Annotated in this window: 27 protein-coding genes; 3 read left to right on the top strand and 24 right to left on the bottom strand. The window is 62.5% G+C overall.

The window, feature by feature from the left end; genetic code table 11:
- Positions 1-10: 10 nt before the first annotated feature.
- The 13 genes from AC1DIP_RS20345 to AC1DIP_RS20285 form a co-directional block, all read right to left on the bottom strand.
- On the bottom strand, positions 11-1,780 hold the full coding sequence (locus AC1DIP_RS20345) for a type IV secretory system conjugative DNA transfer family protein (RefSeq protein ID WP_477734886.1): 1,770 nt from the start codon (positions 1,778-1,780) through the stop codon (positions 11-13).
- Positions 1,777-3,342 carry a helicase HerA domain-containing protein gene (locus tag AC1DIP_RS20340; RefSeq protein WP_477734885.1) on the bottom strand — a complete coding sequence of 522 codons (1,566 nt, stop codon included), beginning with the start codon at positions 3,340-3,342 and terminating at the stop codon, positions 1,777-1,779. Before AC1DIP_RS20340 ends, AC1DIP_RS20345 begins: the two co-directional genes overlap by 4 nt.
- Positions 3,342-4,850 carry an SCO6880 family protein gene (locus AC1DIP_RS20335; RefSeq protein WP_477734884.1) on the bottom strand — a complete coding sequence of 503 codons (1,509 nt, stop codon included), beginning with the start codon at positions 4,848-4,850 and terminating at the stop codon, positions 3,342-3,344. The genes AC1DIP_RS20340 and AC1DIP_RS20335 overlap by 1 nt, the downstream gene beginning before the upstream one ends.
- A complete protein-coding gene (locus AC1DIP_RS20330) occupies positions 4,837-6,105 on the bottom strand; it encodes a TrbL/VirB6 family protein (RefSeq protein ID WP_477734883.1) in 1,269 nt (422 codons plus the stop codon). The genes AC1DIP_RS20335 and AC1DIP_RS20330 overlap by 14 nt, the downstream gene beginning before the upstream one ends.
- Positions 6,106-6,108: 3 nt before the next feature.
- On the bottom strand, positions 6,109-6,855 hold the full coding sequence (locus tag AC1DIP_RS20325) for a DUF8175 domain-containg protein (RefSeq protein WP_477734882.1): 747 nt from the start codon (positions 6,853-6,855) through the stop codon (positions 6,109-6,111).
- Between the two features lie 27 nt (positions 6,856-6,882).
- Positions 6,883-7,152 carry a hypothetical protein gene (locus AC1DIP_RS20320; protein WP_477734881.1) on the bottom strand — a complete coding sequence of 90 codons (270 nt, stop codon included), beginning with the start codon at positions 7,150-7,152 and terminating at the stop codon, positions 6,883-6,885.
- An 11-nt stretch (positions 7,153-7,163) separates the two neighbouring features.
- Positions 7,164-7,763, bottom strand: coding sequence for a DUF6668 family protein (locus tag AC1DIP_RS20315; protein WP_477734880.1), 600 nt, complete (start codon positions 7,761-7,763; stop codon positions 7,164-7,166).
- A 38-nt stretch (positions 7,764-7,801) separates the two neighbouring features.
- Positions 7,802-9,262 (bottom strand): MinD/ParA family ATP-binding protein, encoded by a 1,461-nt coding sequence (locus tag AC1DIP_RS20310; RefSeq protein WP_477734879.1) that lies wholly within the window; start codon positions 9,260-9,262, stop codon positions 7,802-7,804.
- 45 nt (positions 9,263-9,307) lie between these two features.
- Positions 9,308-9,820: a hypothetical protein gene (locus AC1DIP_RS20305; RefSeq protein WP_477734878.1), complete on the bottom strand. Its 513-nt coding sequence runs from the start codon at positions 9,818-9,820 to the stop codon at positions 9,308-9,310.
- Positions 9,817-10,896 (bottom strand): CHAP domain-containing protein, encoded by a 1,080-nt coding sequence (locus tag AC1DIP_RS20300; RefSeq protein ID WP_477734877.1) that lies wholly within the window; start codon positions 10,894-10,896, stop codon positions 9,817-9,819. Before AC1DIP_RS20300 ends, AC1DIP_RS20305 begins: the two co-directional genes overlap by 4 nt.
- Before the next feature lie 250 nt (positions 10,897-11,146).
- Positions 11,147-11,584, bottom strand: coding sequence for a hypothetical protein (locus AC1DIP_RS20295; protein WP_477734876.1), 438 nt, complete (start codon positions 11,582-11,584; stop codon positions 11,147-11,149).
- The gene (locus AC1DIP_RS20290) at positions 11,581-12,582 is read right to left on the bottom strand and encodes a hypothetical protein (protein WP_477734875.1); all 1,002 of its coding nucleotides are present in this window, start codon (positions 12,580-12,582) and stop codon (positions 11,581-11,583) included. The genes AC1DIP_RS20295 and AC1DIP_RS20290 overlap by 4 nt, the downstream gene beginning before the upstream one ends.
- 498 nt (positions 12,583-13,080) lie before the next feature.
- Positions 13,081-13,914, bottom strand: coding sequence for an oxygenase MpaB family protein (locus AC1DIP_RS20285; RefSeq protein ID WP_477734874.1), 834 nt, complete (start codon positions 13,912-13,914; stop codon positions 13,081-13,083).
- A 297-nt stretch (positions 13,915-14,211) separates the two neighbouring features.
- Between AC1DIP_RS20285 and AC1DIP_RS20280 the strand changes: the two genes are divergently transcribed.
- Both AC1DIP_RS20280 and AC1DIP_RS20275 read left to right on the top strand, forming a co-directional pair.
- Positions 14,212-14,448 carry a hypothetical protein gene (locus tag AC1DIP_RS20280; RefSeq protein ID WP_026264817.1) on the top strand — a complete coding sequence of 79 codons (237 nt, stop codon included), beginning with the start codon at positions 14,212-14,214 and terminating at the stop codon, positions 14,446-14,448.
- Between the two features lie 202 nt (positions 14,449-14,650).
- The gene (locus AC1DIP_RS20275; protein ID WP_477734873.1) at positions 14,651-16,492 is read left to right on the top strand and encodes a MarR family transcriptional regulator; all 1,842 of its coding nucleotides are present in this window, start codon (positions 14,651-14,653) and stop codon (positions 16,490-16,492) included.
- A gap of 175 nt (positions 16,493-16,667) precedes the next feature.
- On the opposite strand, the gene AC1DIP_RS20270 is transcribed toward AC1DIP_RS20275, so the two are convergent.
- From AC1DIP_RS20270 to AC1DIP_RS20255, 4 genes are all read right to left on the bottom strand, one after another.
- Positions 16,668-17,219, bottom strand: coding sequence for a hypothetical protein (locus tag AC1DIP_RS20270; protein WP_477734872.1), 552 nt, complete (start codon positions 17,217-17,219; stop codon positions 16,668-16,670).
- A gap of 197 nt (positions 17,220-17,416) precedes the next feature.
- Positions 17,417-18,358, bottom strand: a complete 942-nt coding sequence (locus AC1DIP_RS20265; RefSeq protein WP_477734871.1) for a ParA family protein — start codon at positions 18,356-18,358, stop codon at positions 17,417-17,419.
- 1,032 nt (positions 18,359-19,390) lie between these two features.
- The gene (locus AC1DIP_RS20260; RefSeq protein ID WP_477734870.1) at positions 19,391-19,717 is read right to left on the bottom strand and encodes a hypothetical protein; all 327 of its coding nucleotides are present in this window, start codon (positions 19,715-19,717) and stop codon (positions 19,391-19,393) included.
- Positions 19,698-20,030, bottom strand: coding sequence for a hypothetical protein (locus tag AC1DIP_RS20255; protein WP_477734869.1), 333 nt, complete (start codon positions 20,028-20,030; stop codon positions 19,698-19,700). The genes AC1DIP_RS20260 and AC1DIP_RS20255 overlap by 20 nt, the downstream gene beginning before the upstream one ends.
- Positions 20,031-20,506: 476 nt before the next feature.
- Between AC1DIP_RS20255 and AC1DIP_RS20250 the strand changes: the two genes are divergently transcribed.
- Positions 20,507-20,662: a hypothetical protein gene (locus tag AC1DIP_RS20250; RefSeq protein WP_441859934.1), complete on the top strand. Its 156-nt coding sequence runs from the start codon at positions 20,507-20,509 to the stop codon at positions 20,660-20,662.
- A gap of 253 nt (positions 20,663-20,915) precedes the next feature.
- On the opposite strand, the gene AC1DIP_RS20245 is transcribed toward AC1DIP_RS20250, so the two are convergent.
- The 7 genes from AC1DIP_RS20245 to AC1DIP_RS20215 all read right to left on the bottom strand — a co-directional run bounded on the left by AC1DIP_RS20245 (position 20,916) and on the right by AC1DIP_RS20215 (position 25,957).
- Positions 20,916-21,569 (bottom strand): helicase associated domain-containing protein, encoded by a 654-nt coding sequence (locus AC1DIP_RS20245; protein WP_441859933.1) that lies wholly within the window; start codon positions 21,567-21,569, stop codon positions 20,916-20,918.
- Positions 21,570-21,847: 278 nt separating this feature from the next.
- Positions 21,848-22,561 (bottom strand): DUF998 domain-containing protein, encoded by a 714-nt coding sequence (locus tag AC1DIP_RS20240; RefSeq protein ID WP_284987855.1) that lies wholly within the window; start codon positions 22,559-22,561, stop codon positions 21,848-21,850.
- A gap of 51 nt (positions 22,562-22,612) precedes the next feature.
- Complete coding sequence (locus tag AC1DIP_RS20235; protein ID WP_441859931.1) at positions 22,613-23,428, bottom strand: alpha/beta fold hydrolase; 816 nt, start codon at positions 23,426-23,428, stop codon at positions 22,613-22,615.
- The gene (locus AC1DIP_RS20230) at positions 23,425-23,898 is read right to left on the bottom strand and encodes an SRPBCC family protein (RefSeq protein WP_284987857.1); all 474 of its coding nucleotides are present in this window, start codon (positions 23,896-23,898) and stop codon (positions 23,425-23,427) included. Before AC1DIP_RS20230 ends, AC1DIP_RS20235 begins: the two co-directional genes overlap by 4 nt.
- Entirely contained in the window at positions 23,891-24,313 is a 423-nt protein-coding gene (locus AC1DIP_RS20225) for an ArsR/SmtB family transcription factor (protein ID WP_441859929.1), read from the bottom strand. Before AC1DIP_RS20225 ends, AC1DIP_RS20230 begins: the two co-directional genes overlap by 8 nt.
- Positions 24,314-24,323: 10 nt before the next feature.
- The gene (locus AC1DIP_RS20220; protein ID WP_441859927.1) at positions 24,324-24,671 is read right to left on the bottom strand and encodes a hypothetical protein; all 348 of its coding nucleotides are present in this window, start codon (positions 24,669-24,671) and stop codon (positions 24,324-24,326) included.
- 983 nt (positions 24,672-25,654) lie between these two features.
- Entirely contained in the window at positions 25,655-25,957 is a 303-nt protein-coding gene (locus AC1DIP_RS20215) for a DUF4287 domain-containing protein (protein WP_441859925.1), read from the bottom strand.
- Between the last annotated feature and the right edge of the window lie 113 nt (positions 25,958-26,070).

Raw genomic sequence — 26,070 nt, 5'->3', positions numbered from 1 at the left:
GCCTACTCCCCTATCCGGTCACCGACGGATTCGCGGCCGCCGCCGCTGCCACCGGTACCTGTTCTTGCTCCGGCTGCGGGCTGTACTTCGTGATGGACGCTTCCACAGCGTCCTTGTGCGGCCCCGTGTACCAGGGCATTGTCCGGACCAATGTGGCTGGTGCACCGGAGGCTAGGACGACGGCGCGGCCGCGGTCCAGTTCGGCGAGGTTGGAGACGTCGAAGATCCGTTCCTTGCTTTCCTGCCGGGAGCGGCTGGACCCGGACTTCCCGGATGAGACGGAGACGTTGATGTAGCTGTAATCCCCGATCAGGTCAGAGAGGGCGCGGAGGAAGCCTTCTTCGGCGACACCGCCGCCGTAGACCTTGACGTTCGCGGCGGACCAAATCTTGCGCATGTTCGCTTCTCCCCAGAGTTCGACGCCCTGGGACCATGACTGCAGGATGCCCATGACGATCAGGCCCTTGGAGCCGTAGTGGCTGAACTGATCCGGCAGGCCGGCCCAGCGAACTACGTTGGCCAGCTCGTCTAGGGCGAACAGGGCCGGCTTGGGCAGTCGGCCGCCGCTGCGCTCGGCCCGTTCCTCCATCGCTTCGGCAATGGCTACTGTCAGTGCCGTGGTGAGTGGGGCGGCTGAGCCTGCCCCTTCCTTGGAGAGGATGTAGATGGTCTCCTGGGAGGCAGCGAAGGCGTGTGGGTTGAACTGACGTCGCGCATCACTTGCGACGCTTGCGCCGCCTGTCGGGGCGACCCAGCGGAGCGTGTTGCGGCTCTTGAGGCACTGGATCATCTTCTCGGCGGTGCCGAAGATACCGTCTCGCTGTTTGTCGGCGAGTTTCAGCGTGGACTCCAGTCCCTTGTACTGCAGCTCGTAGTCATGCTCACGGAGGATTTCGATGGGTTCCTGGCTGACCTGCTCCGTCACCCACAGGTAGACCTGCGTGATCGGCAGGCCGCCCAGTGCTGCCGCGAGGAAGTAGGAGGAAAGAATGTCTTCTGCTTTGGGGTCGAAGTAGGCATCGGGCTTTGACCCCGGCACCCGGGAACCCACCGCGAAGTGCTGGGTGAGCTTGTACGCCTTCTCTTCGTCGGTGACGTAGGAGAGGGGGTTCCACCACCAGTCCGGTTCTTCCTGGGCGATCTTTTGCGGATCGAACACCCACACCGCGGCCGTGGCCTCGCGGACGCCACGGGTTCCGTCCACGACGTCACGCTTATTGGATGTCGAGACCACAGCGCCGGGGGCGTCCAGGATCGCGGGCATCACCCGGGAGGTCGACTTGCCGGTCCGTGGTCCCCAGATGTCGAGGCTGAGGTCTTCCCAGGACTGGACGAATTTCTGCCCGGTGGAGACCACCTTGCCGACGACGATGCCGGGGTTGTCCTTGATGCCCAGTCGTTCGGCCTTAGCTTGGGCTCCCTTGTCGGAGAACGCGGCCAGGGACTTGCCCCGGCCAAGGTAGCGGGCGGCCTTGTCCACGCGGGCGCGCTTGGACGAACCCTGCCGCAACGCCATCAGGACGACGACGGCAAGCGCCAGGACCAGTCCGATCAACACACAGACGACGACGGTGGCCTGGGGCGGCCACGGCACCTTGCCCTTGATGAGCCCAGTGATCAGGTCAACGGGGTGGGCAGGAGGCGCGTCGATGCCGGCCATCCAAGACCCGAGGTGCACAGCGGCGTACGTGCCGCCGCCGAAGACGACGATAAAGCCGATGGCCAGCCATACGAGGATGGCGTCACCGAGCCCCATGCCTTTGCGGTTCGGTGCGCTCACAGCGAGCCTCCTTCAGTTGGCATGATGGGTGTGGCCGGGTCGAGGATGGCTTCCGGGGATCCGTGCCATTTCCCGTCGGTGTCGTTGACCCCGTCCGGGCCGTGCTCCACGGAGGTCAGGCCCACTTGGACCGGAATTCCGGGACGGCCGCCGACCTTGATGAGGAACCTCCCACGCCCTGGCGGTTCGACGTCAATACCCCGGGAGTCCCAGGCGGGCGGGTCCTGCCAGGAAATGAGCTTTTGCTGTTCCTGCCGGGACAACGGTATGGCGGAGGTCAGCAGCGGCATTTCGGAGGCGGGCAGGCCGCCGCAAATAACCATGCCGGAGCGTTCGACGAATCCCCGGGCTTTCATCCGGTCCTCTTCGGCGGGCAATGCCAGCAGGTCGGACATGGTGTGGGAGATCATGATCTGCCCGACGCCGACGGACCGGTTGAGACGGGTGAGAGCGTCCACCCGGTCAACCATGCCCTTGCCGGCCCGCAGTGCCCGCCACAGCTCATCCAGGACAACGAAGTAATTCCTGCGCGGCTCCAGGCCCGCGTCGGCGAGGGCGTTGGCGACGTTCACGGTACCGAAGCCGTAGGACCAGCAGGCCAGCAACACAGCTGCCTGCAGATCGGTTTCGGTCTCATCGATGCTGGAGACGTCGAAGACCACGGCGCGGTCACGCTTCATGGGGTTGGTGGTTTGCCGGGAGAAGATTTCGCCCAGCTTCCCTCCCCCGGTCAGACCCAGCAGCGTTGCCTCAAGGGCTCGGGTCTCCTGCAGGTAGATGTTCATGTCCCCGCGGTCCAGCGCGACCTGGCGCAGCTCGTCCGGGGCGGAGACGATTACGTCCAGCAGGTCTTTCAGAACCGGGACGCCCTCGAAGCGTTCATCGAGGACGCGCAGGGCACGGTCCAGGATCGTTTGCTCTTGGTCCGTGGGCGGGTTGTTGCGGCTGATGGTGATGAGGGAGACGACCATGGTGAGGCGCCGGCCGTGGGCGTCGGCGCGGACCCTGGCCGCATCCTCGTGGTGGCCGCTGTCTTCGAGCAGCTGGGCCGCTTCGACGGCCTGGCCGGGATCGAGGATGTTCATGTAGCCGACTCCGCGGCCGAGCTTGATGACCTGCCCGCCGAGGGCTTTGACGGCTTTGACGTGCTCGCCTTTGAGGTCTCCCAGGATCAGGGGATGCACGCCTTGGGCGGAGAGCCCGATAAACATCCGCCGCACCACCGTGGATTTCCCGAGGCCAGGCTTGCCGAGGATGAACGCAGAGGGGTTGGAAATCAGGCGTGCGCGCTGGAACCAGCTGATTGGGTCACAGCAGACTGTGGCCTGGGTTTCCTCATGCCGGCCTAGCGGCACCCCAATCATGGGAGACGATGCGCCGGAGGAGAACGGCCACAGCCCGCAGACCTGCACCGTCGTTCCCCGGTACTCCCGGACGGCCGGGAGCAGTTGCGCCATACCGCCGCCCCGCCCGGTCCAGCCCCGCGAGCCCGGCCCTGCTTCCTTTACCGGGGCTTTTACTGTCTTTGCCTTCTTTGCTGTCAAAAGCTTCAGGTGGGCCATTAGAGTGCGTCCTTTATCTCGGTGGGCACCATGCTGTGCTTGGGCAGGACCAGCCCCAGGGGCAGGGACGCGGCGAAGGCGGTGTCCTGTGAGCCGTAGGCGCGGCGCAGCAGCACGCGGGCGGTACCGGAGGCCTGTTCAATGGCTGCGACCGCGTCCGACAGGCGTTCCTTGTCGGTCACCGTGGCGGTGACGACCATGCCGAAGTTCACCAATCCCGCACCTTGAGCTTCTTCCTGAGAGGTCTGCACGGCCGAGCGGGCATCGACCAGGGCGCGGGCCGTGGGCCGGGTGCCCGAGGTGATGCGGACGTTGGCGTTGTTCTGATCCCTTTCAACGATGGTTGCTGCCTTGGCGGAGTCCATCGGGCGGTAGAGCAGGGAGATGCGTTTGCGGTCAATATCACCGTGCGGGGCCAGCAGCCGTGACAGCACGGAGGAGTTCACTGACCCGCGCGGTGCTCCCGTCATGGTCCAGGAGGCAGAGAAAGCGGAGTCGTGGCGGTAGTCGTCCCAGCTGGCCTGCGTCGCGGTCGGGCCGACCTCGTCCCAGGTCAGCGATACCGGGCTGCCGGCCGCATGGGCCTCGTCGATGATCAGCGCCGCGGGCGGGTCGTAGGCGATCCGGACGGCCTCGCAGAGTTCCTGTGCGGACATGGGACTGGCGATCCCCGCGCCGGTGGACTGGAGTCGTGCCGACAGGCCCGGGATCCGGGAGGCCAGGTCGCGGGCAACGTCTTCCGGGGTGCGCTTTTTCGCCCCTGCTCGTAGGGAGGCGTTGAAGGTCAGGGACACCCAGGCCCGGACCGTGGCCGATCCTTGCGGGTAGGTCTGGACGACCTCGTGAAGCATGTCCTTGGCGAACTGCGGGGCGTTCGGGTCGATGTTCATCATGACTTCGTTCCGCAGCCGGTACCCGGAGTCCGGAGCGGTTTCAACGGTGACGGCCGCGGCGTCCAGGCCGGCCTCGTCGGCCAAACCGGCGAGCCAACCGCCCCAGTTCGCTACCCAGGCATCAACCTGCTCCGGGTCCACTAGCGAAGCCCCGTCCGGTTCGGTGGAGAAGATCACGGTGAAGTGGCTGGTGGCCGGTACGTGCAGCATTGCGAAGGGGCGCTTGTAAGAGTCCGTGAACTCGTACAGGGTGGACTTCGCAGCAAGGCCGGGGACCTGGTACATACCCCACTCCGTCACACCGAGAGGGCCTGAGCGGTAGAGGTTCGTCCGGTAGGACCGAGCGAGTCGAAAGTTCATTTTGGTGGCCAACCGATCCACAGCTGATTGGCCGTGTTTGTCTTTAACGGAGATGAGCAAGGCCAACCCCTCGACTGTGAAGAAGACAAACAGGCCCGTTAGAAGCCCCCAGATCATGAAGCTGATGATGGTTAAGAGGAGGCCCACCACAGCGATGCCGGTCGCGATGGCACTAAAGTTTGCAAGGCCGGCTGAACGCGGAACGCGCCAGTTACCGTAGGACCGTTCCTTGTATTCGGTGTTAATTGCTGCCACTGGGGCCCTCCCCCGTTGAATCCTGCGCGGTCGTCTTGATTGCCTCTGATGTCCTGGACGCCACCTGTACACCCGTGGCTACGGCCATGCCTGCCGGGCCGGTAGTTGCGGCCCCGGTCGTGGCTGCAGCGTTTCCGGCGGGTGCTGCCGCTCCCGCAGTGCCGGCTTTACCGGCCGCTCCGCCCGGGCCTGTAGCGCCGGGCGTCGGCTGCCCTCCCCCACCCCGTGGGCCCGAAGAACCAGCGCTGCCCTTTGGAGAGCGGCCCGTGTGGGTGTTGGTCGTGCTGTTGCTGCTGGCCGGCATCGGTGTTGCGTTACCTCGCCCACTGCCGGGACGGCCCATGGAGACAGCCCCGGTTGCAATAGCACCCACCGCGGCCCCAGCTGCCGCGCCACCGCCGGAGGCAACGGCTCCGACCATTGGGGTGACGAACCGCATCAAGGCTGGAAGCGCGAACAACGCCACGATCATCAACGTGAACCCGCTGATGGAACCCACCAGAGCGTCACGGCCGCTGGTGTTGCCCATCAGTAGAAACGCGACCGAATACACGATGGCCGCTGCAGGCTTGTAAAGGATGAAGGCGATAGTCCACCCGACGGCCTTTTGGAACCATTGCCTGCCCATCTCTGTGTTCGTGAATGCGGCCGTGGTGGGCAGGATGCCCGCCAGGATCACCAGCATGCCGCTGCGGACAACCATCAGTACTATCTGAACCAAAGATGCGATCAGACCAACCAGGCCCAGAACGATCAGAATGAACCGGGCGATACCGCTCTGACCGGTCATAACCAGGCCATTCATTGCCTCGGCAAAACCCTTACCATCCGTGGACCGCTGGATGATCGCGGCCGCGAAGACATCGGCTGCGATCACCAATATGGCGATGACTCCCAGACCGAGTCCTGAAACCAGGGTGAGTGTGAGAAGTGACCGAAGCAAATCCTTTAAGGGCGCCCCGCGCTGTTCCCAAACCATCCGGATGCCGCCAATAATTACGGCAAGGACGGCCAGGGCCAGAGTCCAGGGCATCAGTTCACTGTTCACGGCGGATACCACAGGACTCGCTGCTGATCCGTCCTCACTGGTCAGGTTCACGGTCGGCATGGAAACCCAGAACGTGGATAACGTCGTCACCATCTGGCTCATGCCTTCAGTGATGGCTTTTCCCAGGTTGGTTATAGCGTCGTCCACGGCTCCCGATACCACGTTGCCGGCAACGCACGTGATGTCCCCCAGTTTGCAGTCAGCCATCGCTTATACCCCAGACCAGGCAATGAAGCCGCTCAGATCAGTGAGCTGGGCGGTGCCGGTGAATATCTGGCCATCATCTGAGGCTTTAACCTTCCAATCCCCGTCCACCCACCGCAGCGAGAGGACGCTGTGCGCCAAGGCCCCGTTTTGGAGCTGAAAGGCCAAATCAACATCGGCCTCAGTGGGGCTGTAGGACTTCATGATGAAGCCCCTGATTTGTGCGCTTTGATTGGATTCAGTCGATGAACTTCGTGTTGTCGCGGCCTTGATGGCCGCATCTCTGCCAGGGCCCGGTACCAGTAGCCGCTCCGCGAGCTTGACCTCGTCCTGAGCGGAGGAACCGAGAGCGACGGCGTTCGCCGCAGAATAGAGTGCTCCAGTCGGTGAGTGTGCAAAGCATGAGCGGAAGCCGCTGGCGTCGGTCAAACCTGGGCCGGAAGTCGTGGGCTCAGTCGGTGCAGCCATGCGGCCGACCAGTTCCCACTTGGATTGGGGAGCCTTTCCTAGGGCTGTGTCAAAAGAAGAAGGCAGCCCACAGATGCTTTTGTCTGCACGTGCGGGACTGACACTTGCTGCAGCTGAAGCGGATTCCGCCGTGTCCGGTATGGGGCGGGCATCGCTCTGCCCCTTGGGCAGAAGGAAGATGACGATCCCTGCCGCAACCAGTGCGACCACCAGTGCGGCCGCGATAATGAATCCGGGCCTGGTGAACGGATTGCTTTCGGTGGTGCTCTCTGTTGACTGCCTCATGCGGAACCTCCCGTTGATGGTGCTGGTTTAGACGAAAGCGCGGACGATGCCTGCGGCACCGGTGATGATGATGCAGCCCATGAGGACCCAGCCGAGCTTGCCGATAGCCTGTGCGCCTTCACCGCGCTGGAGCTGGATAACCATGCCGATGCCGACGATGATGACGCCCAGGACGCCGAGGACCAGGCCGATGCCGGAGGCCCAGTTCAGGATGGTCAGCAGGCCGCCGGCCTGCGCGGGGACAACGGGGGTGGGGTTGGGAATGACGCTGATGGGGAGTGCAGTGAACGTGTTCATGGTGAGACCTTTCAGTGATTGGTTGCCGTGCCCAGGGCGGTCACGTCGGTAATGAAGCGCTGGTACTCGCGGACGGTTGGCAGTTCGGTGGCGTCGGTGTGCCGCCATGCGTCAACCCAGGGCAGAGTCCAGAGCCGGGGTGCTCCGCCGCTTACGAGGGCGGCAAAGTCCCGGAGTGCTTTGGGTGTCTTTCCCGGGGCGTCTGCCAGGACGGCGAGTCCAAGCAGGTCCGTCTGCGGGGCCGCGCCTGACGCCCACTGCGTGAGCGCGTTCCTGGCAGTTGTCAGGCCCCGCATGTCTGCCCGGCAGACAAGCAGCACCCGCGGCTTACCGCCGCTCGTAAGAACAGGCCAGCAATGATCCGTGGACCGGGCAAACTCGATAAGGTCAGCGATCCGGCTTTCACCCGCTCCCCCATGGGTGCCAACAACCCAGAGACGGGCTGTGCCAGCCATGCTGCGGGCCGCCAATCGGTCTGCCGCGTCTGGCTGGACCATGCCCCGCAGCGGCGCGCTGATGGGCGCCGCCGGCGGAGCAGCCACAGCCAGTGTTTCCTGTGCCGGTTCACCCGCTGCGGGGCGGGAAACCCAAGGGTTCAGCGTCTGTTGCACGGTTCCTCCTCTCAACTCGTACGTTCCGTGGGACCGTTCTAGAAGCCTTTGGCGACGGCGGCCGCCGCCGCGAGCCATGCCCGCTGGGTCGCGGGCTGGAGGGCTTCGTAACGGATGGGCCCATTGACCAGGGCGGGGTCGTACGGGATACGTACGACGGCGCGGACGAAGGGCTCGAAGCCGTCCGCGATGCGCTGTGCCTCGGCTTTGGCCCGCTTCAGGGCGTCTCCGGTCATGCTGCGCTTGGCATCGGTGGATTCGGAGACGATCACGACCGCGTTGCGTGCCAGCTCGGCGTCGTGGCTACCACGGGATTCGAGAGTCTGCAGCGTCAGCCGTGCTGCTTCTGCACGGTCCTCGATGGCGGTGACCGGGACGACGAGCTGGTTGGTGTGGTCGATCATCCGCCGCCAGTTCGCTGCACGGGCGGTGTTGCCGGAATCCATGATGACCAGACGGTAGTAGCGGGTGAGGACCTGGTGGGCGATGTCCACTTCCTCGGCGGTGACCTCGTGGTCGCCTTCTTCGTTCTCATCCGAGCGCAGCACGTCGAACTTGTCGGCGGTCTGGTGGTGGACGAACTTGGCGATCTCGGCCGCGTTCGTGGACGGGGACAGCAGCTCGGTGGAGGAATCGATCAGATCCAGGACGCTGCGGTCGTGCGCACCTTTCTCGGTCCGCCATCCCAGGGTGCCCTGGGACTCGTTGTTGTCCCACGCCACCGTTGCCGCGCCGCTGTAGCGGGCAAGGATCGCCGAAAGCATGACCACCGTGGGGGTCTTGTTGGCCCCGCCCTTGCGGTTGACCACGGCGATAGTCCGCGGGCCGGGCCAGTGCTGGCTGACGGCCCGGATGTCTTCCCGCTCGGACAGCTCCTCCTCCGAGGGATCCATCCGGAAGCCCATCCGGGTCAGGGTCCCGCGCCAGCCCCGCGTGGCGGGCTCCAGTACCGGGGCGCTGACGAGGAAGGAGGTCTCCTTCAAACTACGTCGGGTCACCGGCGCATCTGCTGCAACAGCCTGCTCGGGTGCCGCGTCGACGGCCGGAGCCACATCCTCGGCCAACGCTGTCTCTGCTGGAAGGGGCGGCCATGGCTGGCGTTCCACAGTTCGCTGGGCGGGTTCAGGCTTCACGGCAGGCGTTGCCGCTGGAGTGGTGTCGGTGGATTCGACGGCGGCCGCACCGGGCGTGCTGGCGGGTCCGCCCGTGCGGCGGCGGGCGACCCGAGGTTCGTAGGAGACGGATTCGACGCTGCCGCCCGGGTGAACGATCAGCTCGCCATGGCCTTCCGGATCCTCGATGCGGACCCGGACGGGACGCTGCAACGTCCTGGCTTCGGACACGACAAGGGCCAGGGCGTTGTCGCGCAGATCCTGCAGCGTCTCCCCTGCCGGGACGAGGCGCGAGTTGCCGGCGACGACGACCTCGGCGGTGCCGTTTCCGCTGATGATGGCCTTGATGTTCGGAAAGGCCAGGACCTCTGTTGGTGTAGTGCTCATGAAACCTGATTCCTTACGTTGACGGGGTTGGCGAGGTGCGGGCGGTTACGAGGCGGGCGGGGCGAGCCGATTGACCTTCCACGGGGCCTGCGGGCCGGTGCGAAGCAGCTGCACGGCGTAGGTCCCGGCATCGGTGGGAACGGCTGCAAGAACGCCGTAGCCGTTTGCCTCATCGACTGTCAGCGTCGCAGGGCCGGTGACCCGGGTGGCGGGTACATTGGCCGGATCCACAGCGGCGTAGTCGGCGGTCGCCTGCGGCGTGAGCCAGCGGGCGAGGTCATTGGCCCACTTCCTGTCCTCCACGCCCGGGCGGGCGAAGTCCGACATGGCCTTCTGGGCGGTGTCTACGGCGGCCTCCTTGCTGGCCTGATCCCAGCTGATGCCGATGGTTGCCGGGACGGTGCCGTCGGGGGCCTGCGGGCCGCTGCCCGCGCTCAGGGAGACCGGCGCCGAGGCTGTGACGGCCGTGCTGGTCGCCGGGGCCGGTGTGGTGTTCGCTGCCGGTGCGCAGGCCGTGCACAGCAGGACCGCCGCGGTCAGTGCCGTGGATTTTTTCACTTCTTCTCCTCTTGGATGGGCAGGTACAGGAAGGCTGACGGGACCGTGTTGCTGACCGTCCGGGTGTAGTAGTTGTGGTCATCCGGGGGCGGGTTGCCGTTGTAGCCCTCTTCGACGTAGGTCCCGTTGTCCTTGACTTCCTTGACGACGGCGACGTGGCCATAGGTCGGGTCCGCTCCCCCAGCCCCGGGCCCGTACCAAACGACCGCGCCGACCCGGGGAGTATTGCCGGTGGCCCAGCCCTTGGAGTCCCAGCCGGCCTTCCACGTCAGCGCAGAACCCAGCTTCTGACCGTCCGGGCGGAAGGTGCCGTTGAGGAATTTGAACGGTGCGCTGGTGGACCCCATCTGCTGGTTCACCCGCCACAGCGCAAAGTCCACGCATTCGCGGTAGAACATGCCCAGCGGCGAGGACACGGCCGGGCCCGTGCCGGCCTGCACCCAGGTCGGTGAGTTTTTCCACGGGTAGTCATCCCCGGCACCGGACTGCCCGGGAATGGCGCAGCCGCTGCCTTCCAGGGAGAACTTGCCGTTAGAGAGTGCCTGGACGATTTTCACGGCCTCGGGCCAGTACTTCTGGTAGTGGTACGGGTCCGCGTTGCGCTGGACCTTGTTACCGGCAATGGTCGGCTCCAGCAGTTCCCAGCCGTCAACCTTCTGCAGCGCCTTGATGAAGTTCGTCGCACTGATGGTCGGGTCCATCCGATCCGCGTACGAGCCCCACGCACCGTTCCCGCGCTGCTGGAACAAACCGCGGGAATCCGGCCCGGCGGCATCGCCGCGGTCGAGAACACGCAGGCCGGACTCCCCCAAGGCGACCATGACACTGACCATCTGGCCCTTCACAGGCAGATTCAGCGCCTTGCCAGCACCCATGATCACCGCAGCGTTCTTCAACTGCTCCTGGGAGTAACCATCGACCTTTGTATCGCCGTTGATCGCCACCGAGACTGTCGGGCCACAGTCGGCAGCGGCGGCCCTCGCTGGTGAAAGCAGTAAAAGGACGGAAAAGACGAGCGCAAGGGGGATGACGGGAACCAGCACGATAAGGCCAATAGACAGTCCTTTGGTCTCCACGGCTTCGAGCCCCTTCTTGTGCCGTAGTGCAGTGATCGCGTTGCGGGAGCCCCTTGCCGGTGGCAATCGCTTCCGACATGTTGCAGATGGCCCGATTAGCAGAATCCAGCAAACCTCATTTGCCTATCGCTGATCTGTTCATAGGTAAGAGCTGAAGAGCAGCTCCAGCTAGCGACCCCTACACTTATTCATGTCTGTAGACATGTCTAACGCTACCATGCATAGGAGCCTAATATTTCTAGGAAAGAAGCTATTTTTTGTCGTCTAAGGCGCTGTCTATGAGCTTTTCGAGAGACCTTACGCTTTCTGCGTCGTAGACCTCACCGAGCGCTCGGAGAGCGAAGGATTTCACTTGGTTCTTCCGCATGGTCTTCAGGAGCTCCAGTTGAGCTTCCACCCGCGCCGGCATTTCTGACCCGGGATCCGTGAGATATGCACCAGGGACACCAAAAAATTCTGCCAGAGCCTCAAGCAGCGCGGTGTCGGTAACTAAAGGACCATCCCCATCACGCATGTAGTACCACCGCGCGCGTGAGAGTTTTACCCCCTTGGCCGCCAAAGCTGATTGAATGTCTACGAATTCATAGGGCCTCCCACCCTCTGCAACAACAACGTCCAGCAGCACTCGGAGCCGACGGGCAAGCTCGGCACGGCGTTGCTCTGCGTAGGGGCTGTTCCTGGCTATCAACGCATCGCTGCTTTCTTGCTATTGGTGGCGCCATCGGCGTAGTCGTACAAAAGTGTCTCAGCTTGTCTAACTATTTCTGCACTTTGAGTATCCATTACGTAGCCTCGGGTCAGAGCCCGAATCTCGCTGTCCCGGATCTCTGATATGCGTCGTTGCAAACGCGCGACGCTTTTGATTGTCAAGAACTCAGCTCTGGAGTACCGCTTTGAATCAATCACCAGGTCCATCTCGGACGATGCAAGCTTCCACCAGATCGGTTGAATCCGACGGAGCATTTTTGCCGCCTTCAGGGTAAGGGCTAGCCGCTGTACTACGGCTGCAAGGCGAGGCAAGGAGAGACCCAACGAAACCAGGATGACAATCACTTGCTGGGCCGTTTCATAGAGCCATTCGATTGCCGCCTTTGGCTCGGAACCTGGTTCGAGAAAGTTTCCAAACAGTCGCAGCCCTCCTAACGCGAGAGCCAGCGCGAATCCTGCAAGTACCATGCTGAAGCCTGAGCGAAAAAGACCTCTCATTTGCGTTAGCCGGGGCAGACAAATTTTCAGCGCACTGATGCTCACGGTCATTATGAAGGCCACCGCGAATGCTTGGAAGAGAAGAAGCGCCGGCTGGGCGCCGTATACGCTTACAACCCAACGGGTGGAATGCGGGGCATTCCACCAGGGAAATGTCAGGAGCATCGCGGTAGAGCAGATCGCCCACCAGCCGCGCCACGCCTTGCCACATGCTGCAGTAGAAGGGGAAGTAGCCACTTGGAGTGACCGTTGGATTTGCCAGAGCGCCGCAACTACGAATTCCGACAGGACGACGGCAACCGCATTGCCTCCACCGAGCACGTGATCAACAGCCAGATACACCGAGGGGACGTAAAGAGTAAAGGCAACCGAGGCAAACAGTGCTCCAAGGAAGGCAGGAAGTGCCTCGCGAATTCGAATAGTCGGAAGTCGAACTAAGGTGAGACACCAAAGTATGACTGCAGGAATCCAGTCGTTCATCCAAAGACACGGCCAAATGAGTCGGGAGTGGCCGCGCGAAGAGCTGAAGACCATGTAAGCCGTACCGATAGCATGTCAGCTAAAACTTCCGCTTCAAGCTCATCCGGACTATCGAAGCAGCGACGCCGAAGCAGCTGCGCCTGTATCATCTCCGGGTCCAGCAATTCGAGCATCCTCGCCATATCGTCCGGTACTCGTCCCGCTGGACCCATTTGTTCATGAGCGAACAAAAGGTGCGCGAACTCGTGGCAGAGGATCTTGATTTTACGGTGAGGGCTTGCATCTCCCGGATAAGTGATGATCGCGTGGCTGTCCGTGAAGAGGACACTTCCTGTTATGAGGGGGTCGTTGTTGGAGTCAGCCGGCCTTAGTGCGATGCTGATGTCTCGCTCCCGCTCCACTACTGCTTGAAGCGTCTCCAGTGACAGCTCTTGCGGTAGGGGTAGCTCCTGAAGCCGCCGTTTCGCAGCCTGTTTGGCACAACGGAAGGCTTTGCTTCTAGTTGGCACGGCGGTGCGGTCCCAGTTCAGTCAGGGAGTAGCCACTAGGGTATACGCCACTGCCTGCCTTGCCAGGATTAAATCGAGACTGCCTTCGAGGTGGGCGCCGACGAAGCTGGGCGGCCCGGGCTCGAAGGCCCAAGGTGACTGCAATCCTCATAACCGGATGGGGTACCGGAAGCCCCAACGAACGGCTTAATCGGCGGTCATCGAACAGTGTGGACAGAACCGGCGCGGCCAGCGGCGCGAGTGGGCGTGCGAGGCGATCTCTAAATAGGCTCATCGTGGAAGCCATAAGGCTCGCGCCCGCGTCACTTGGTGCAGAATACTGCTCCTCGTAGTCGTCCAGGAACTGGGCTGCCAGCTCGTATGTGGTAAACGGGTGACCGATATGCATGCGCCTGGCCAACTCTGCGTAGAAATCAGTTGCTGCTTGGCGTTCAGCCATAGTCGTTCGCCGTCTGCCGTGAGCATCGCAGAAGCGTATGGGAACGACCAGCAACGTCGTCAGGACATATAAGAAATCATCGTTTGTTCCTCTGATCCCCTTATGGACTCTATTGAGTAGGTCCACCATTGCCTGCCCCCGAGCTCCATCAAATCCATCCTCGATCAGCTCGTACATCACGATCGCGGTGTCCATCGAGCGCTTGGAAGGCCTCGCATGTACCTCCCCGGTCTGGGCAAGTACTTGAGCAATGTGTGGAATGGAGAAGTTTCGGTAGTACGAGAGGAAAAAGCCGATCTCAAATTCTTCGGCGAGGTCGAACATGACTGCACGTCTGTAGCTGCCAGCCGCATCGACATGGGGTCGTCGCTCAAATTTTTCCATACTTCCATTGTCACCGATTGAGCCGCCTGCTTTAACCATTGCGTTAGACATGTCTAAGATGGCTGCGGAGGTGAGTCATGTATGGATGGCATGGAGCTGATGGGAGGAACGGATGGCCCGGTCAAAGTCACACAAGCGACACGCTGCCGTTTTCTGAAAACAAATCCCCAGACGGCTGCTAGCCCGGTGATAGTTTCGGAGCAGTCGCGAAGGATCATCCTGTGATTCTGCGGGGCGGGCACCACAACGATGAAGCTGTAGCGGCTTAGGCGGCTACAAAATCAAAGGACACAGCAAATGACGGCAGTAGCAGTAAATCGAGGCGGCGGGCGTCCTAGCAAGGGGCTGCGTAAGTTCATTGGTTTCCGCTCACCGGAACCAACCGCTGACGGTATCGCCAAGGTAGCAGCGCACAAGGGCCTGACCGTTACGGAATACCTTCTGTCCGTTGTCGAGCCACAGCTCAAGGAAGACCTGGCCGCACTCGACCGGGATGACTATCAGCAGGAGTTGCCCATCCGCATGGCCTCATAACCAAAAGAAGGCCCGCACTAGGCGGGCCTTCGAAGCTTGAGACTTACCTTCTGGATTGCTTGCCGGCGGATCAGATTGTAAGTCGTGGAAGGCCTAAAACGGCCATCCTTTGTGTTGCTATAAAACCGATCTGGCAGGATCGATCCTTTTTCGTACCTCAATCCCCGAAAGGATTACTGACATCGTACATCAGCACGTCTCCGTGCTGCCATCACACACCACTTCTGGCGTGTCAGGACAGCAAGATGACCCAGCCACCCTTTGGGCAGCACTAACACCATTACTGGCCGGTCAGCCGCGCGTACGGTTGTCGCGGGATGGGGGCAAGACCTACCCGCAACGCCACGAACGGAACCTAACCGAAACACTCCCTTCCTTGCCCGCGGCCGTGAGAATTTTTGGCAAAGACGGCACCTGTGCGGCGATCTTCCTCGACTTTGACTCCTCGGTAGCAGGTACAGACTGGGTCCAGGCGGACGTCCGCGCCGTCCAGACCTGGCTGCATTCGGTCGGGGCCCGGTGGATTGAGGATTACTCCCCCAACGGCGGCCGCCACGTCTACGTCCCGCTGGCGCAGCGGGTCACCTTCTCCGAAGCGCGTGATCTTGTCGAGGCGCTGGGCACCCGGTACCGGACCCTGGACAAGACCCCGCACCAGAACCTGCTCCACGGCTGCATGCGAACCCCCGGCTCACCGCACAAGCGAGGCGGCCACCAGGAACTGGCGATGAGCCTGTCCATGGCCTATGACGTCGCCCGTCGGCCGAACGGCGCAGCGGTGTGGGCCGCTATGACCAAGGATCTGTCCGCCGAGATCAAAGCCGTCAGGGCACTCCGCCAGGAAGAGACCTTCGCCCCGGGAACCTTCTCTGCACCCGTCGTGGACCACCCCGTGGGCTGCATGTCCCGTGCCATGCAGGTACTCGCCCAGACCGGCATGTACGACACCAACCGGTACGCCTCAGACTCGCACGCGCGCCAGGCAGTCATCGTCGGCGCCGCGGCCGCAGGCCTCGAGCTCGTCGACGTGGAGCGCCGCATGCTTCAGGGAACCTGGCCTGGACTCGCCTCCTTCTACGCCCGGTACGCAGCTCGTCACCGGCTCCCGGCCCTGCGCCGGGACTGGATGAAAGCCCTCAGCTACTTGAGAAAAAAGCCCGCAGAAACCGACCGGAATAACAATGTCCGTAGATCCCCCACAAGCCAGCTAAATACACAGGCGGCAGGGGTAAAAGGGATTCCTCCAATTTCTAACCCCGATGCGGAGCATCGGTTCATCCGAAGCTGGCGCAATGCCCTGCGCATTAGGGAGGTGAGCTACCAGGAATCCAGGACAGGAATGGCACGACGGATGGTGCTTAGGGCGTTGGGGGAAGCAGCACACATGACAGCTTCCCGGTTTATCGAATTCGGCGTCCGGTCTATAGCGGTCGCCACAGGCCTCGACCACACCACAGTCGGCCTGCACCTGCGGGAACTACGTGGCGAAAAGGATCCCCTGATCACCCTCGTTGAAGAAGCCCGTGGAACCAAGGGCGATCTTTACATGCTGACCGTTCCGGAAGAGCTGAAGACAGCCGCCGAATACGCCTCCTGGCAGAAGGGGAAGATCCACGCCCTCCGCCCGGTTTTTCGGGAACTGGGGCTGCCCGCCGCGTTCGTCTACGAGGCCCTGGAACACTCCCCCGTCATGGTGACAGCGGACATCGTGCGCGTCACCCGGTTGTCCCGGTCCGCTGTGCACGAAGCCCTGGAGGTTCTTGCCGCCTGGAACTTGGTCTCTCGAGGTGCAGGCCGGGCCTGGTCAATCGTCGCTGGCACCTCGCTAAGGCAGCTCGCCGAACAGTTCGGGGTCCTCGAAGCTGTGGCCCTCCAGTTGCGGCGGTATCGCAACGACCGGATTATCTGGCGGGAATGGCTCGCAAAGAACGTCGACTGCGTTCCGCAGCTGCTCTCCCCCGATGATGACTATCCCTGGGAACGGTTTGAGGGGCCCCCTGATGAATGGTCGCTGTCCGACATGGCTTTCAACAGAATGGGGTAAAGGCCAGGATCATGGTGGTCAGGCGTAAGTCTGTTTGGGTGGTCGCCTACTCGGTAGGTTTGCAGCCGGTCGGCTGTCGTATTTATACCTGCCAAGTACCTTGCGCTGCCCAATTCATGCCAGAAGGTATGCCATAAATACTATTGGAAGGCATGCCATAGCGCTCGAGGCAGCATTACTCCGTTACAGTTCGTCCCGCTTGGATATGAAGCTTGAAGACGGTCGATACCAGCGCGCTACGTGAAGGTGCGTCAAATTCAGCGACCTTTTCATCCAGCCAGGCAACCTGTACTCCGTCGAGGCGCAGTTGGATCTGAATGCCCGCTTCTCCCCGTTTCCGTGGTGCGCGCCTGGGCATGCCAGAGTTGGTCAGCGTGGTCACGGGAGTGAATTCCTTAGCGATCTGTTCGTCGTCGACGGCTTCGAATGCATCGATCAACAGGTCTGCGTATGTGGTGCGCTCCTGGTAGACGGCATCCTTGACCTTCGCGAGGAGTACCGGCGGCAGGTACACCCCTACGTTGCGCAGTGCCCCGGGAACCAACTCGGAGGCCTTGGCCGCGGTGGTCGCCTCCTTGGGAGCAGGCCGCTGCCGAGCGGTAGCCTTAGTGGTCTGAACGGACGAAGGCTTGGGGTCCTCCCGCTCCCCTGTTACCTCAAGCAGCGCCTCTTCAACAGTTGCCTGTTCAGCAGGCGGAGTATCGGCCCGCGGCTGTTCAGTAGGCACCTGTGCATTTGCGAGCTCGGGTGCGGCCGCTGGCGGCACCCGTGAAGGTTCCCGGGCCGGCACCTCCGGGGACTCCTTGGGGTTGGGTTCCGGGGTAGGTGCGCCCCTCCCCCGCTTTGGAGCCAGCAACCCTTGCAATGCTGCGCCGCGGGCAGGCGCTACAGGTGCGAATGCCCCGGCAAGACTCTGTCGGCTGCTCATGCTTGGTTCCCGCTTTCGATCTCGTTCAGGCGGGCGAGGATCTCCCCGGTCAACTGCTCGTACTCTTCAGCCAGTCCGCCGGCATTGCGTGAAAAGAAGCCGTCTGCCGGCTTCTCCCCCGCTCGGAGCGCCTTCAGGCGGTTCTTCTGAGCGTCGGTAACGGCCCCCTCGAGTTCGTGAAAGAGCAGGCCCTTACGACGGGCGTCGGCGCTTGCGCTTTCCAGGTTCCTGATGCGGGTTTCGAAGACCGGGGCGACGGTGCCGAGCATTTCTTCCAGAGTTTCTCGCACGCTGCGCTCCAAGCGAAGGGAGCGCGGTCCAACACCGAAAAGGACGATGCCGGCCAATTGCAGCGATGGGTTGCGGTCACGCACTGCCATGAAGCGGCGGGCGATGCGTTCGACTCCGTCGATACTCGCATCATCGGAGCGGGTAGGGATGACGACGGCGCTGGAGATCGCGAAGGCGCCCTCCACGAGGATCCGCTCCCCCGGCGGGGTGTCGATCAGGATTAAGTCGTAATCGTCCGCCAACGGGGCTAGGACGGCGTAGAGCATGTCACCGAAGTCGCCTGCATCGGAGCGGCTGGAGCGGGACACCATAAGTCCCTGAATGTCTTCCAAATCTTGGCCGCCGGGGATGACGTCTAGGTTGTCCCGCACGTCACGTAGGATCATCGGCGTCGTGCCGGTTATGAGGGCCTGAAAAAATTCCCTGCCTGTCTGGCGCTCGTATCCGAGGTCACGAGCCAAATCGCCCTGTGGGTCAAGGTCGATCAGTAGCACACGGGATCCGGCCAGGGCCACATACCCGCCAACATTGGCTGCTGTCGTGGTCTTGCCCACTCCGCCCTTGCCGTTCGCTAGGGAGACCACACGGTCAATGGCGCGCGTTGCATGAGACTTCGGCGGTGCGGGGGTTTCCAGAGATCGTGCCATCGGCCGGTAACTCTCCTACTTAGTGTGGTGCATATTGTCCTGCTTTCAACGCTATGTGCACTTCCGCGGGAATGATGGCAGTGACACGCATTTGGCCCACCGCAATTTATCGAATGCGTCCCACCGTTGCGCGTCACGTTATATATGCGAGCGGACGCTACACGTGCGCGCCTACGCTGCCTCCTGTTGTGGCCGACGTTGATCTAACAGTTGACCTACGGATTGGACCAGTCGTGTGCGCCGCCATGTGCATTTAGGCAGCCCGAATGGTTCACCGCGCTATGTTCACACCAACGTGACTACCTGCCAACGTTTTTAGTTGGAGGAAAGGTATGGTCATCAACTAGGGGTGTTGCTTGGTGGTTTACATGAGTCAAGGTGATGTTTAGAGCGTGGCAACACGCGGTACTACCTGCCATAGTTCCAGCGGTGGTCTCCAATAGCACTTATGGCATGTCTTATGGCATAAGTGCTATTGGGGGGAAACGCCCGGCGGCCAGGGAGCACTAGGGAATACGGTTTGGTCCTGCGGCTGCAGCCCCCATGGTAGTCGCTGGCGTGTGCAGGGGCAGGCCGCCGGGGGAGTGGGCAGTTAACCCACTTGTGCGAATTCTCAGCCACTAGCCACTTCGGCGCCAGAGGCTGTGGAGATGCGGGGGCACCTCTGAGATCCAGCCCGCCCCGCCGACGTGACCGCAAAATGGATCAGCCAACGTGCGATGTACACGTTATCCAGGCCGGGCGATCGCTTTGCCAACTGAGCCCGTTCTGACGACCTGCGCGTGCGGGGGAGGACACCCTGAGCAGCGGTGGTACTTCGAACGGGCGGCTAGGGAGACCTTCTCGGATGTTGCCACATTGGTGCGAGCATTGGTTACTGGCCACGCGTTAGCTTGAACCGCTCAATCGGCCCATGAAAGGTGGGCTGAGAGGTCCGGACAACTCTAGAGGCGCGTAGGCGTCACCGTGTGACGCCTACTCGTGACGGGGACAGAACGCTGGTGTCGGAATTTCAGCCGTTCACAAGGGGGTTCAGGCGGCTGCCGCCCCCGCGTCTGTGATGCCAGCCAGCAACCATTGCTCCGACAGCGGCTTTCGGCGCAGCTCGAACGTGCGCAGCGCAGACGTCGAGGTTAGGCGGACCTGTACCTGCCAATGCTCCACACTCACCAGGTCACCGCACCCGACAGGTGCCCGCTTGGCGGTGTTCCACCAGTCCGCACGGGTGAACCAGCGCACCGGTTCCGCGGCGACAGCCCAAATCCGCCCGTCGTACCTGACGGCCAGGGGAATACCTTTTGCCGTGAACCGGACCTGCACTGGCACGTCCAGGGTCTCATCACTTGCTGTTCTTGCCACGGGTCCGCTCTCCCAAATTCCTGTTCATCATTTCCTCCCGGCGGGTAACCGCCGAACTCCACACCCAAGTTCGGTATGTCACCGGCCCGTCCTTCCACGTGACCTCAGCTGCCTTCGCTGTCCAGGCGAAGACCTCACCGTCCACCAGCTCAGCGCAGTTCGGGAACCGGATCCACGCCTTCACCGGGATACCCGGATGCCCGTTCTTGACCGGAAAGTGCTCGAAATCGAGCTCTTCCACGGTCAGCCCGATTGGGGCGGCCCGCCGTGCGTACTGCGCCTGCAGCGCGGCCGCAAAACCTTCGGAGGACATACCACAACCTTAGAACATATATACGAATAGACACGCCAATAGAAGGCGGCCATGGTGCTGGCCGCCGGCTCCCATCATGGGCGATGGGTACGACAACGAGGCACCGGATTTTACCCAGTGGGGACAGCTTTGAGCTGTGCGGAGGGCTCCACCTGCCCGCCAATGGGCATAACCCGGGGCCAAGAGCCGTGGTCTCCGCTGCGCTGCATCCAGGAGATGGTCCTTCGCTGCGCTCCGGCCTGTAAATGCTTGTTTTTCCCCTTACATCTGGCTGGGTTGTTCTCCGTACAAGGCCGCTCATCGTAGCCGTCCGGGGGGCCCGACCCATCAACCCACTTACACGGACAATCCCACGCGGTCGCCAGGGCTCCCTTATTTCGCGGGATTCCCCGCGCACTCTTCGGGGTTGACGGCCCACCCTCGACCGGCTGCGACAGCGGGGGCCTCGCACGGCGGGGCAGGAAGGAGGTGGCTACATGAGCATCGACGAAGCGATCAAGCTCGCGACAGCGGTCGTGAGCCTGATGACAGCTCTCATCGCTCTGCTCTCCACGCGGAACGCGCTCTTAACGAGCCAACGCTCCCGAGCGGCAACTCGGAAGCGTAAGCGTAAAGCAAGGAAGCAGGTGTAGCTACGAACCCGGTGGTCGTAACCGCAAGGCTGCGGCCACCGGCTCCTTCCCAGACTAAGTCCTGCTCAACGATAAGGAAACCATCATGGAACCACTGACCATCATCAACTTCGTGCTCTCCCTGGCAGCGCTCGGCGCTTCCATCACCGCCTACCGCGCCACCTCCAAGACCCGAAAGGACCAGGAAACCTAAGCCACATGCCCGGGCTGGCCTGGCCGAACCGGTCAGGCCCGCGCCAGGCGCCCGCGACTCCTAGGCGGGGAGGACCGGGCGTCTGCGGCCGCCACGGTGACCACGGCCGTCCCGCCAGCCCGGCACGAGCCGGTTCAGCTTGTCCTCCTTTGCCGGATCCATCCTGCCGGCGCGGTAGTCGATCCGTTGCTGGTGCAGCCAGACCCCCAGGGTGCGTTCTTCCCGGTCGTCCGTCTTCTGGTGGCGGGGCCACTCGCCACCGGCGGCGCGGATCCGCTGAAGCTCCTTCAGCCGCTGCTTCCAGCGCTGCGCATCCTGGGCTTTACGGGTCGAGGGCGTATCCCAGCCTGGAATGACGGCCAGCGCGTCCCGGTAGACGGGGGAGAGGGTCCCTTGGGCGGATTGCCGGCGACGGTTCGCCAGCCATGATCCCAGCGCCCGCTCCCGGGCCGTCTTCCCGTGCCCGACCGGCAGCCGCCCCTGGCTCTCATAAAAGTCCAGGATGGCGGCAAGGTTCCGCAACCCGGCCTCGGAGGTCCGCGGTGCCGGCGCCGCCAACGCCGCTTTGTGCTCGCCCCGGATACCCGGGTCCTGCTTCGCTGCGAGCTGCAGGTGGTACCGGACCGTCGTTTCCGCGACGCCGGCCCAGGCCGCGATCTTCGATGTCGGCGTCCCCTCCCGGTACAGCTGGACGAACTCAGGGTCAGGTGCCACCCGCCGACTGTCCGTCATCGACTCCAGTTCTCCCCTCACGAGCCCGTCAACCGGTCACCAGCCTAGGTGACACCGGATTTTTGCGCTGGTTGTGCGCTCGGTGCCCCTCGCTTGGGGTTCGCTGCGCTTCACCCTGCCGGTCGTCCGCTGGCGCGGCCGGCTGTTAGGGCCAGTGCCGGCTCCGCAGGGCTCCGCCGYCCCTGGCCCTGGTGTGTCTACGACGATGCTCCTATAGTCGTCAAATTGCTGTTGATCGTGCTTTTTAGTGGTTGGCTCGCTCAGCTGGTGCGGACGGTGGGAGGCAGGGGTTGGCTGCGTCGTAGGTGGGCGGCCGTTATTGCCAGCCAGGTCCAAGCGAGGACTACGGCTGCTGTGAAGCTAAGAACGATGACGGCTGACGTTGACCCGCTGGCAATGCCGACGAAGGCGGCGAGAAAGAGGATTCCGGTAGCAAGGGAGAATGCTCCGAGCCTCCGGTTTTCGGATGTGTAGAACCGGCGGGCCATAACGCAGCAGGCAGCGATGAAGGCGGCAAAGCCAATCCCTGCGGTAACGAAGTGAAGAAACCCGTGGAGGGACCCGGAGGTAGGGGGTCCGGGAGGTGCGCCTTGAGGGAATCCGTTCATGGGATCGGCGGTGAAAATCCCCGCACCCACTAATCCGGCACCGTAGATTCCGACGAGAACCGGCCCCCAGGTGGCTCCTCGTCCGGGGTTGAGTGCGCGACGGAATCCGACGGCGGTCAGGAGGGTTAGGGCGCCGGTGAGGATCAGGTTTGTGGTTTGTATCCAGCCTAGGTCGCCGTTGGCTAGGACGCTGAGGTCGTTATGTGCCGCGTCGAAGCCCGGGCGAAGAAACGCCTGGGCATAGCTGACCAGAAGGTATAGGGGGCCGGCGGTGATGCCACAGGCCAGCAATACCCGCGTGGCAGAGGAGGCGGGCGGGCGTCGTTGGGATCCCTGATGTTCGGTCTGATAGCTGATTTTGGGCATGGTCTATTCCGGTCTGTGGGCGAAATGAATTTGGTGAGAGTGGTCAACGGGTCAGTTGGTGAAGAACCCGCGGAGTTCGGCTGCCATTGCTGCGTCTGAGACTTGGTGTGTTTGGCCCTCGAGGGTGCGGTGAAGGGCCTGGGGGATCGCGGCGGCTGTTGTTGCTTGAGCTGAGGTCATGACCGGGGCGGCTTTTCCACCGGCCATGACAAGGGTCGGCACCGTGATTTTGGCGAACCGGCCGGTGGGTGCGGTGAAGTTGTTGGTAACGGCAATTTCATTGGGGAGGGTGTTGGCGGCGTCCTTTTGGCTCTTCCAGATCTTTGGCATGAGGCGCAGCATGAGGGGCACAAATGCAGGGACGCCGATCATCTTGACCAAGAAGTAGGAGACCATCGCGCCGCGCTTGTTTTGGGCGAGCAGTGAGTTCAGGTGCCCGGCGTGGTCGACGGGCGTTCCGTCGACGTTCCCGATTCCCGTGTAGGGGGCCTCGTAGGTGGCGAGCTTGCGCATCGGGATACCCGCCGCTGCTGCTTCGAGGGCGAGGGCCGCACCGGAGGAGATGCCATAGACGTAGGGGTCTCCGCCCGCATGGGTGATGACGGCGGCTAGGTCTTCGATTTCGCGTTCCACGGAGTAGGGCCGTGTATCACCGCTGTCGCCGCGGCCGCGACGGTCGTAGAAGTACACGGTGAAGGAGTCGGCCAGCGTGGTGGCCAGGGCCCGCGCCGGGCCGAAGGACCGGCCGCAGAAGGCGCCGTCAACCAGGACCAGGGAGGGGCCGGAGCCGATGTGTTCGACGGAGATGGGGGTTCCGTCCGCTGAGGTGATCTGGGTGACCTGGCTTTGGGCGGCGCTGGTTTTCATGCTGTGGGCCTTTCGAGGAGGGTGTCGAGTTTGGTGAAGGACAGTATCCATCCGGCGTGGGTCATGTCCCGGATCTCGTCGGTGAACGGGCCTTGATGGAGGGTCATGCGCGTCCGGTCGCCGTGATCGTGGAACTGAAGCCGCAGCACGACGTCGTCCACGGGCCCAGCCTCGGTCAGCGCTGTCAGTTGAATCTCGAGGGATTCCGGTGCCTGAAAGGCGGTGATGCGCCCCCGGATGGGGTGGCCGGCCCCGGTAGCGTTGTCGACCATGGTCAACTCCCACCGGCCCTGCTCCACGAGCTCCACGATGATGCTGTCCACGGGTACGTGAACTCCTTCAGGCCCGAACCATGAGGCGAGGAGTTGGGGTTCGGTCCAGAACCGCCAGACCGTGTCCCTGGGGGCGGCGAAAGAGCGGGAAATGAAAACATCGTGTTCTGTGACTTCCTGCTGGCGCCCCTCAGACATCTCGGCCCTTTCCCGTAGGTGGGGTGTCGCGCTGAAACGAGGCCAGCGCGCCGTCGAGTTTGTCGAAGGACTCACCCCAAAACTTCTTGTACCGCTCCATGTACTCGCTCGCTTCCTTAAGCCGGTCGGGCTCCAGATGACTGAACCGGGCAGTCGCTACCCGGTTCCGGGAGATCAGGCCAGCATTTTCCAATACCTTCAAATGCCTCGAAATCGCCGGTTGGCTGATCCTGAAAGGCGCCGCGAGGTCGGACACCTGCGCGTCACCGTCAGCGAGCCGCTGCAGAATAGCCCGCCGAGTCGGATCGGCCAACGCCGCGAACACTGCACTCAATTCATCAACCATCAAAACCATAACCTTGTCGTTATATAACTTTATGGTTTTAGAGTAAGTCTGGTTTGAGTAAAGCGTCAAGCCTTGAGTCTCAGCTAACGGCGCCCGGTAACGCATTTGTCCTTGCTGCAGCTGTCGTCGGAGGTGTGCGGCGTGGCATTTCGGCCTGGTCGATGAGCCATTTCCGGTAGGCGCCGGCCAGGGCATCGTTGCGGATATGTCCGCGTTCCAGACGCGAAATGATGGAAACCCATTGACCAAGTTCGCCGGCGACGGTCGTTAAGGTCATGCCGAGGTCTGTCCGCCTGCGGCGGAGGTCGGAGTTGTCGGGTGCGGGCCGGGGATTGGTGATCTGACGGTAGATTTCTCTGGCTGCGTAGCGTTTGAGGCAGCGCATGATTTCGCGTTTGCTCTTTCCCTCTGACGTGCGTTTAGCCACGTACTCCTTGGTCCGTTGGCACGAGCCCATGCGCACCAGAACAACCTGGTGCAAGGCATTATTGGCGCAATCGCACGTCGCTCGGGACATCCGATGGTTGAGGGATTGTGTTTGATTCGCCTGAGGCGGCGATAAGCGCTGGCGCGTGCGCGGATTCGTCGAGCACGCCTGCGCAGCCACCAGGTGAGTGCGAGGCTGAGGATGATGAACGGGAGCAGCTCGGGGGCCAGGGCGACCGCTCCGAATATGATCTCGAATGCTTCGAATCCAATGAGCGAGCCGGCGGCGAGCCAGGCCCACCCGCCGAAGAGGGTGGTGCGCACAGCCCATCGTCGTGTGAGTCGATTGGTGAGCTTGCACAGCAGTCGAAGGTGCCGCTGGGGCAGTGAGCGGTAGCGCGGGGATTTGCTGCGAAGGAAGGGGGTATTGCGGTGCATGGGTATTGGCTCCTGGTAACGGCGTCAGAAAGTTTCCTGAGGTCGCCGAGGGGAGCAAGGGCAAACAAGCGCATCGGCAGGGTCCAGCTGCTTTTTGGCTGGTTTGCCGGTACTAGTGGGCTGTTTTGGGGCTCCCGGGGCGACGTGACGTCACGCCCGGAGCGCGGGGACCGGTCCCACCGACGGGTGTTGATAACAGTAAGGACAGGGCGCCTGGTTTGGGCTGGTCTTCCGGACCCTGAGGATAGGTACTGGCAGTTGGGACGCGCAGGGCGTACAGCAGTGATTGGAACGTATAGGCCATGAAGACGGCAACGGCAACAGCCACCGCAAGCACGGCGAGAGCTGTCATAGGAGGTGCACCCGCGCTGAGGGTCGTGCGGATCAACACGTCGACGTGGACGAAACGCTCCAACAGGTCCCACCCGAGTAATGACACTGTGCCTCCCCAATCGCGTTCACGGTAGCACGGACCAGATCACCACGATCAGGCTTGTGTGAGGCGGTTAAGTCTTTTGGGAGCCATAGGCCCCGATGGACGGCCGATTACGCCTCCGTGGTGGTTTCCCGTGCCGCGGTGCCGTCAAGGCTTAGCGTGTCGGAGGCATCGCGGTGTACGCCGTCGGATCCGACGTGCTTCGAGCTGATTTTGGGTCCTTTGGTAATCACGTGTACCAGCGCCATCCCGTGGCCCCGGCCTAGTCCGTAGTCATCCTTGAGCCACGCCAGGATGTCACCTGCCTTGGTACTGGGGGTGTCCAGTCCGCGCTCATGCGCCTTTTCAACCAGTTCGGCCGGCGTCAGGCCGGTCTTTTGTTCGATCGCATCCAGATAAGCCTGAAAGGACATGTGTCCCCCTCACGTGAGTCCTGAACGGTTTGTCTTCGACAGGACTGTAACAGCGGAAGGCGCTGTCCGGGCCGTTTAGGATGGGAAAAACAGCAGGTCAATGGGGGGTTTTT

The sequence above is a fragment of the Pseudarthrobacter sp. 05T312 genome, from assembly GCF_056396685.1.
Note: the sequence above shows the minus strand (reverse complement) of the source record. Positions and strands in the feature narration are given on the sequence as shown.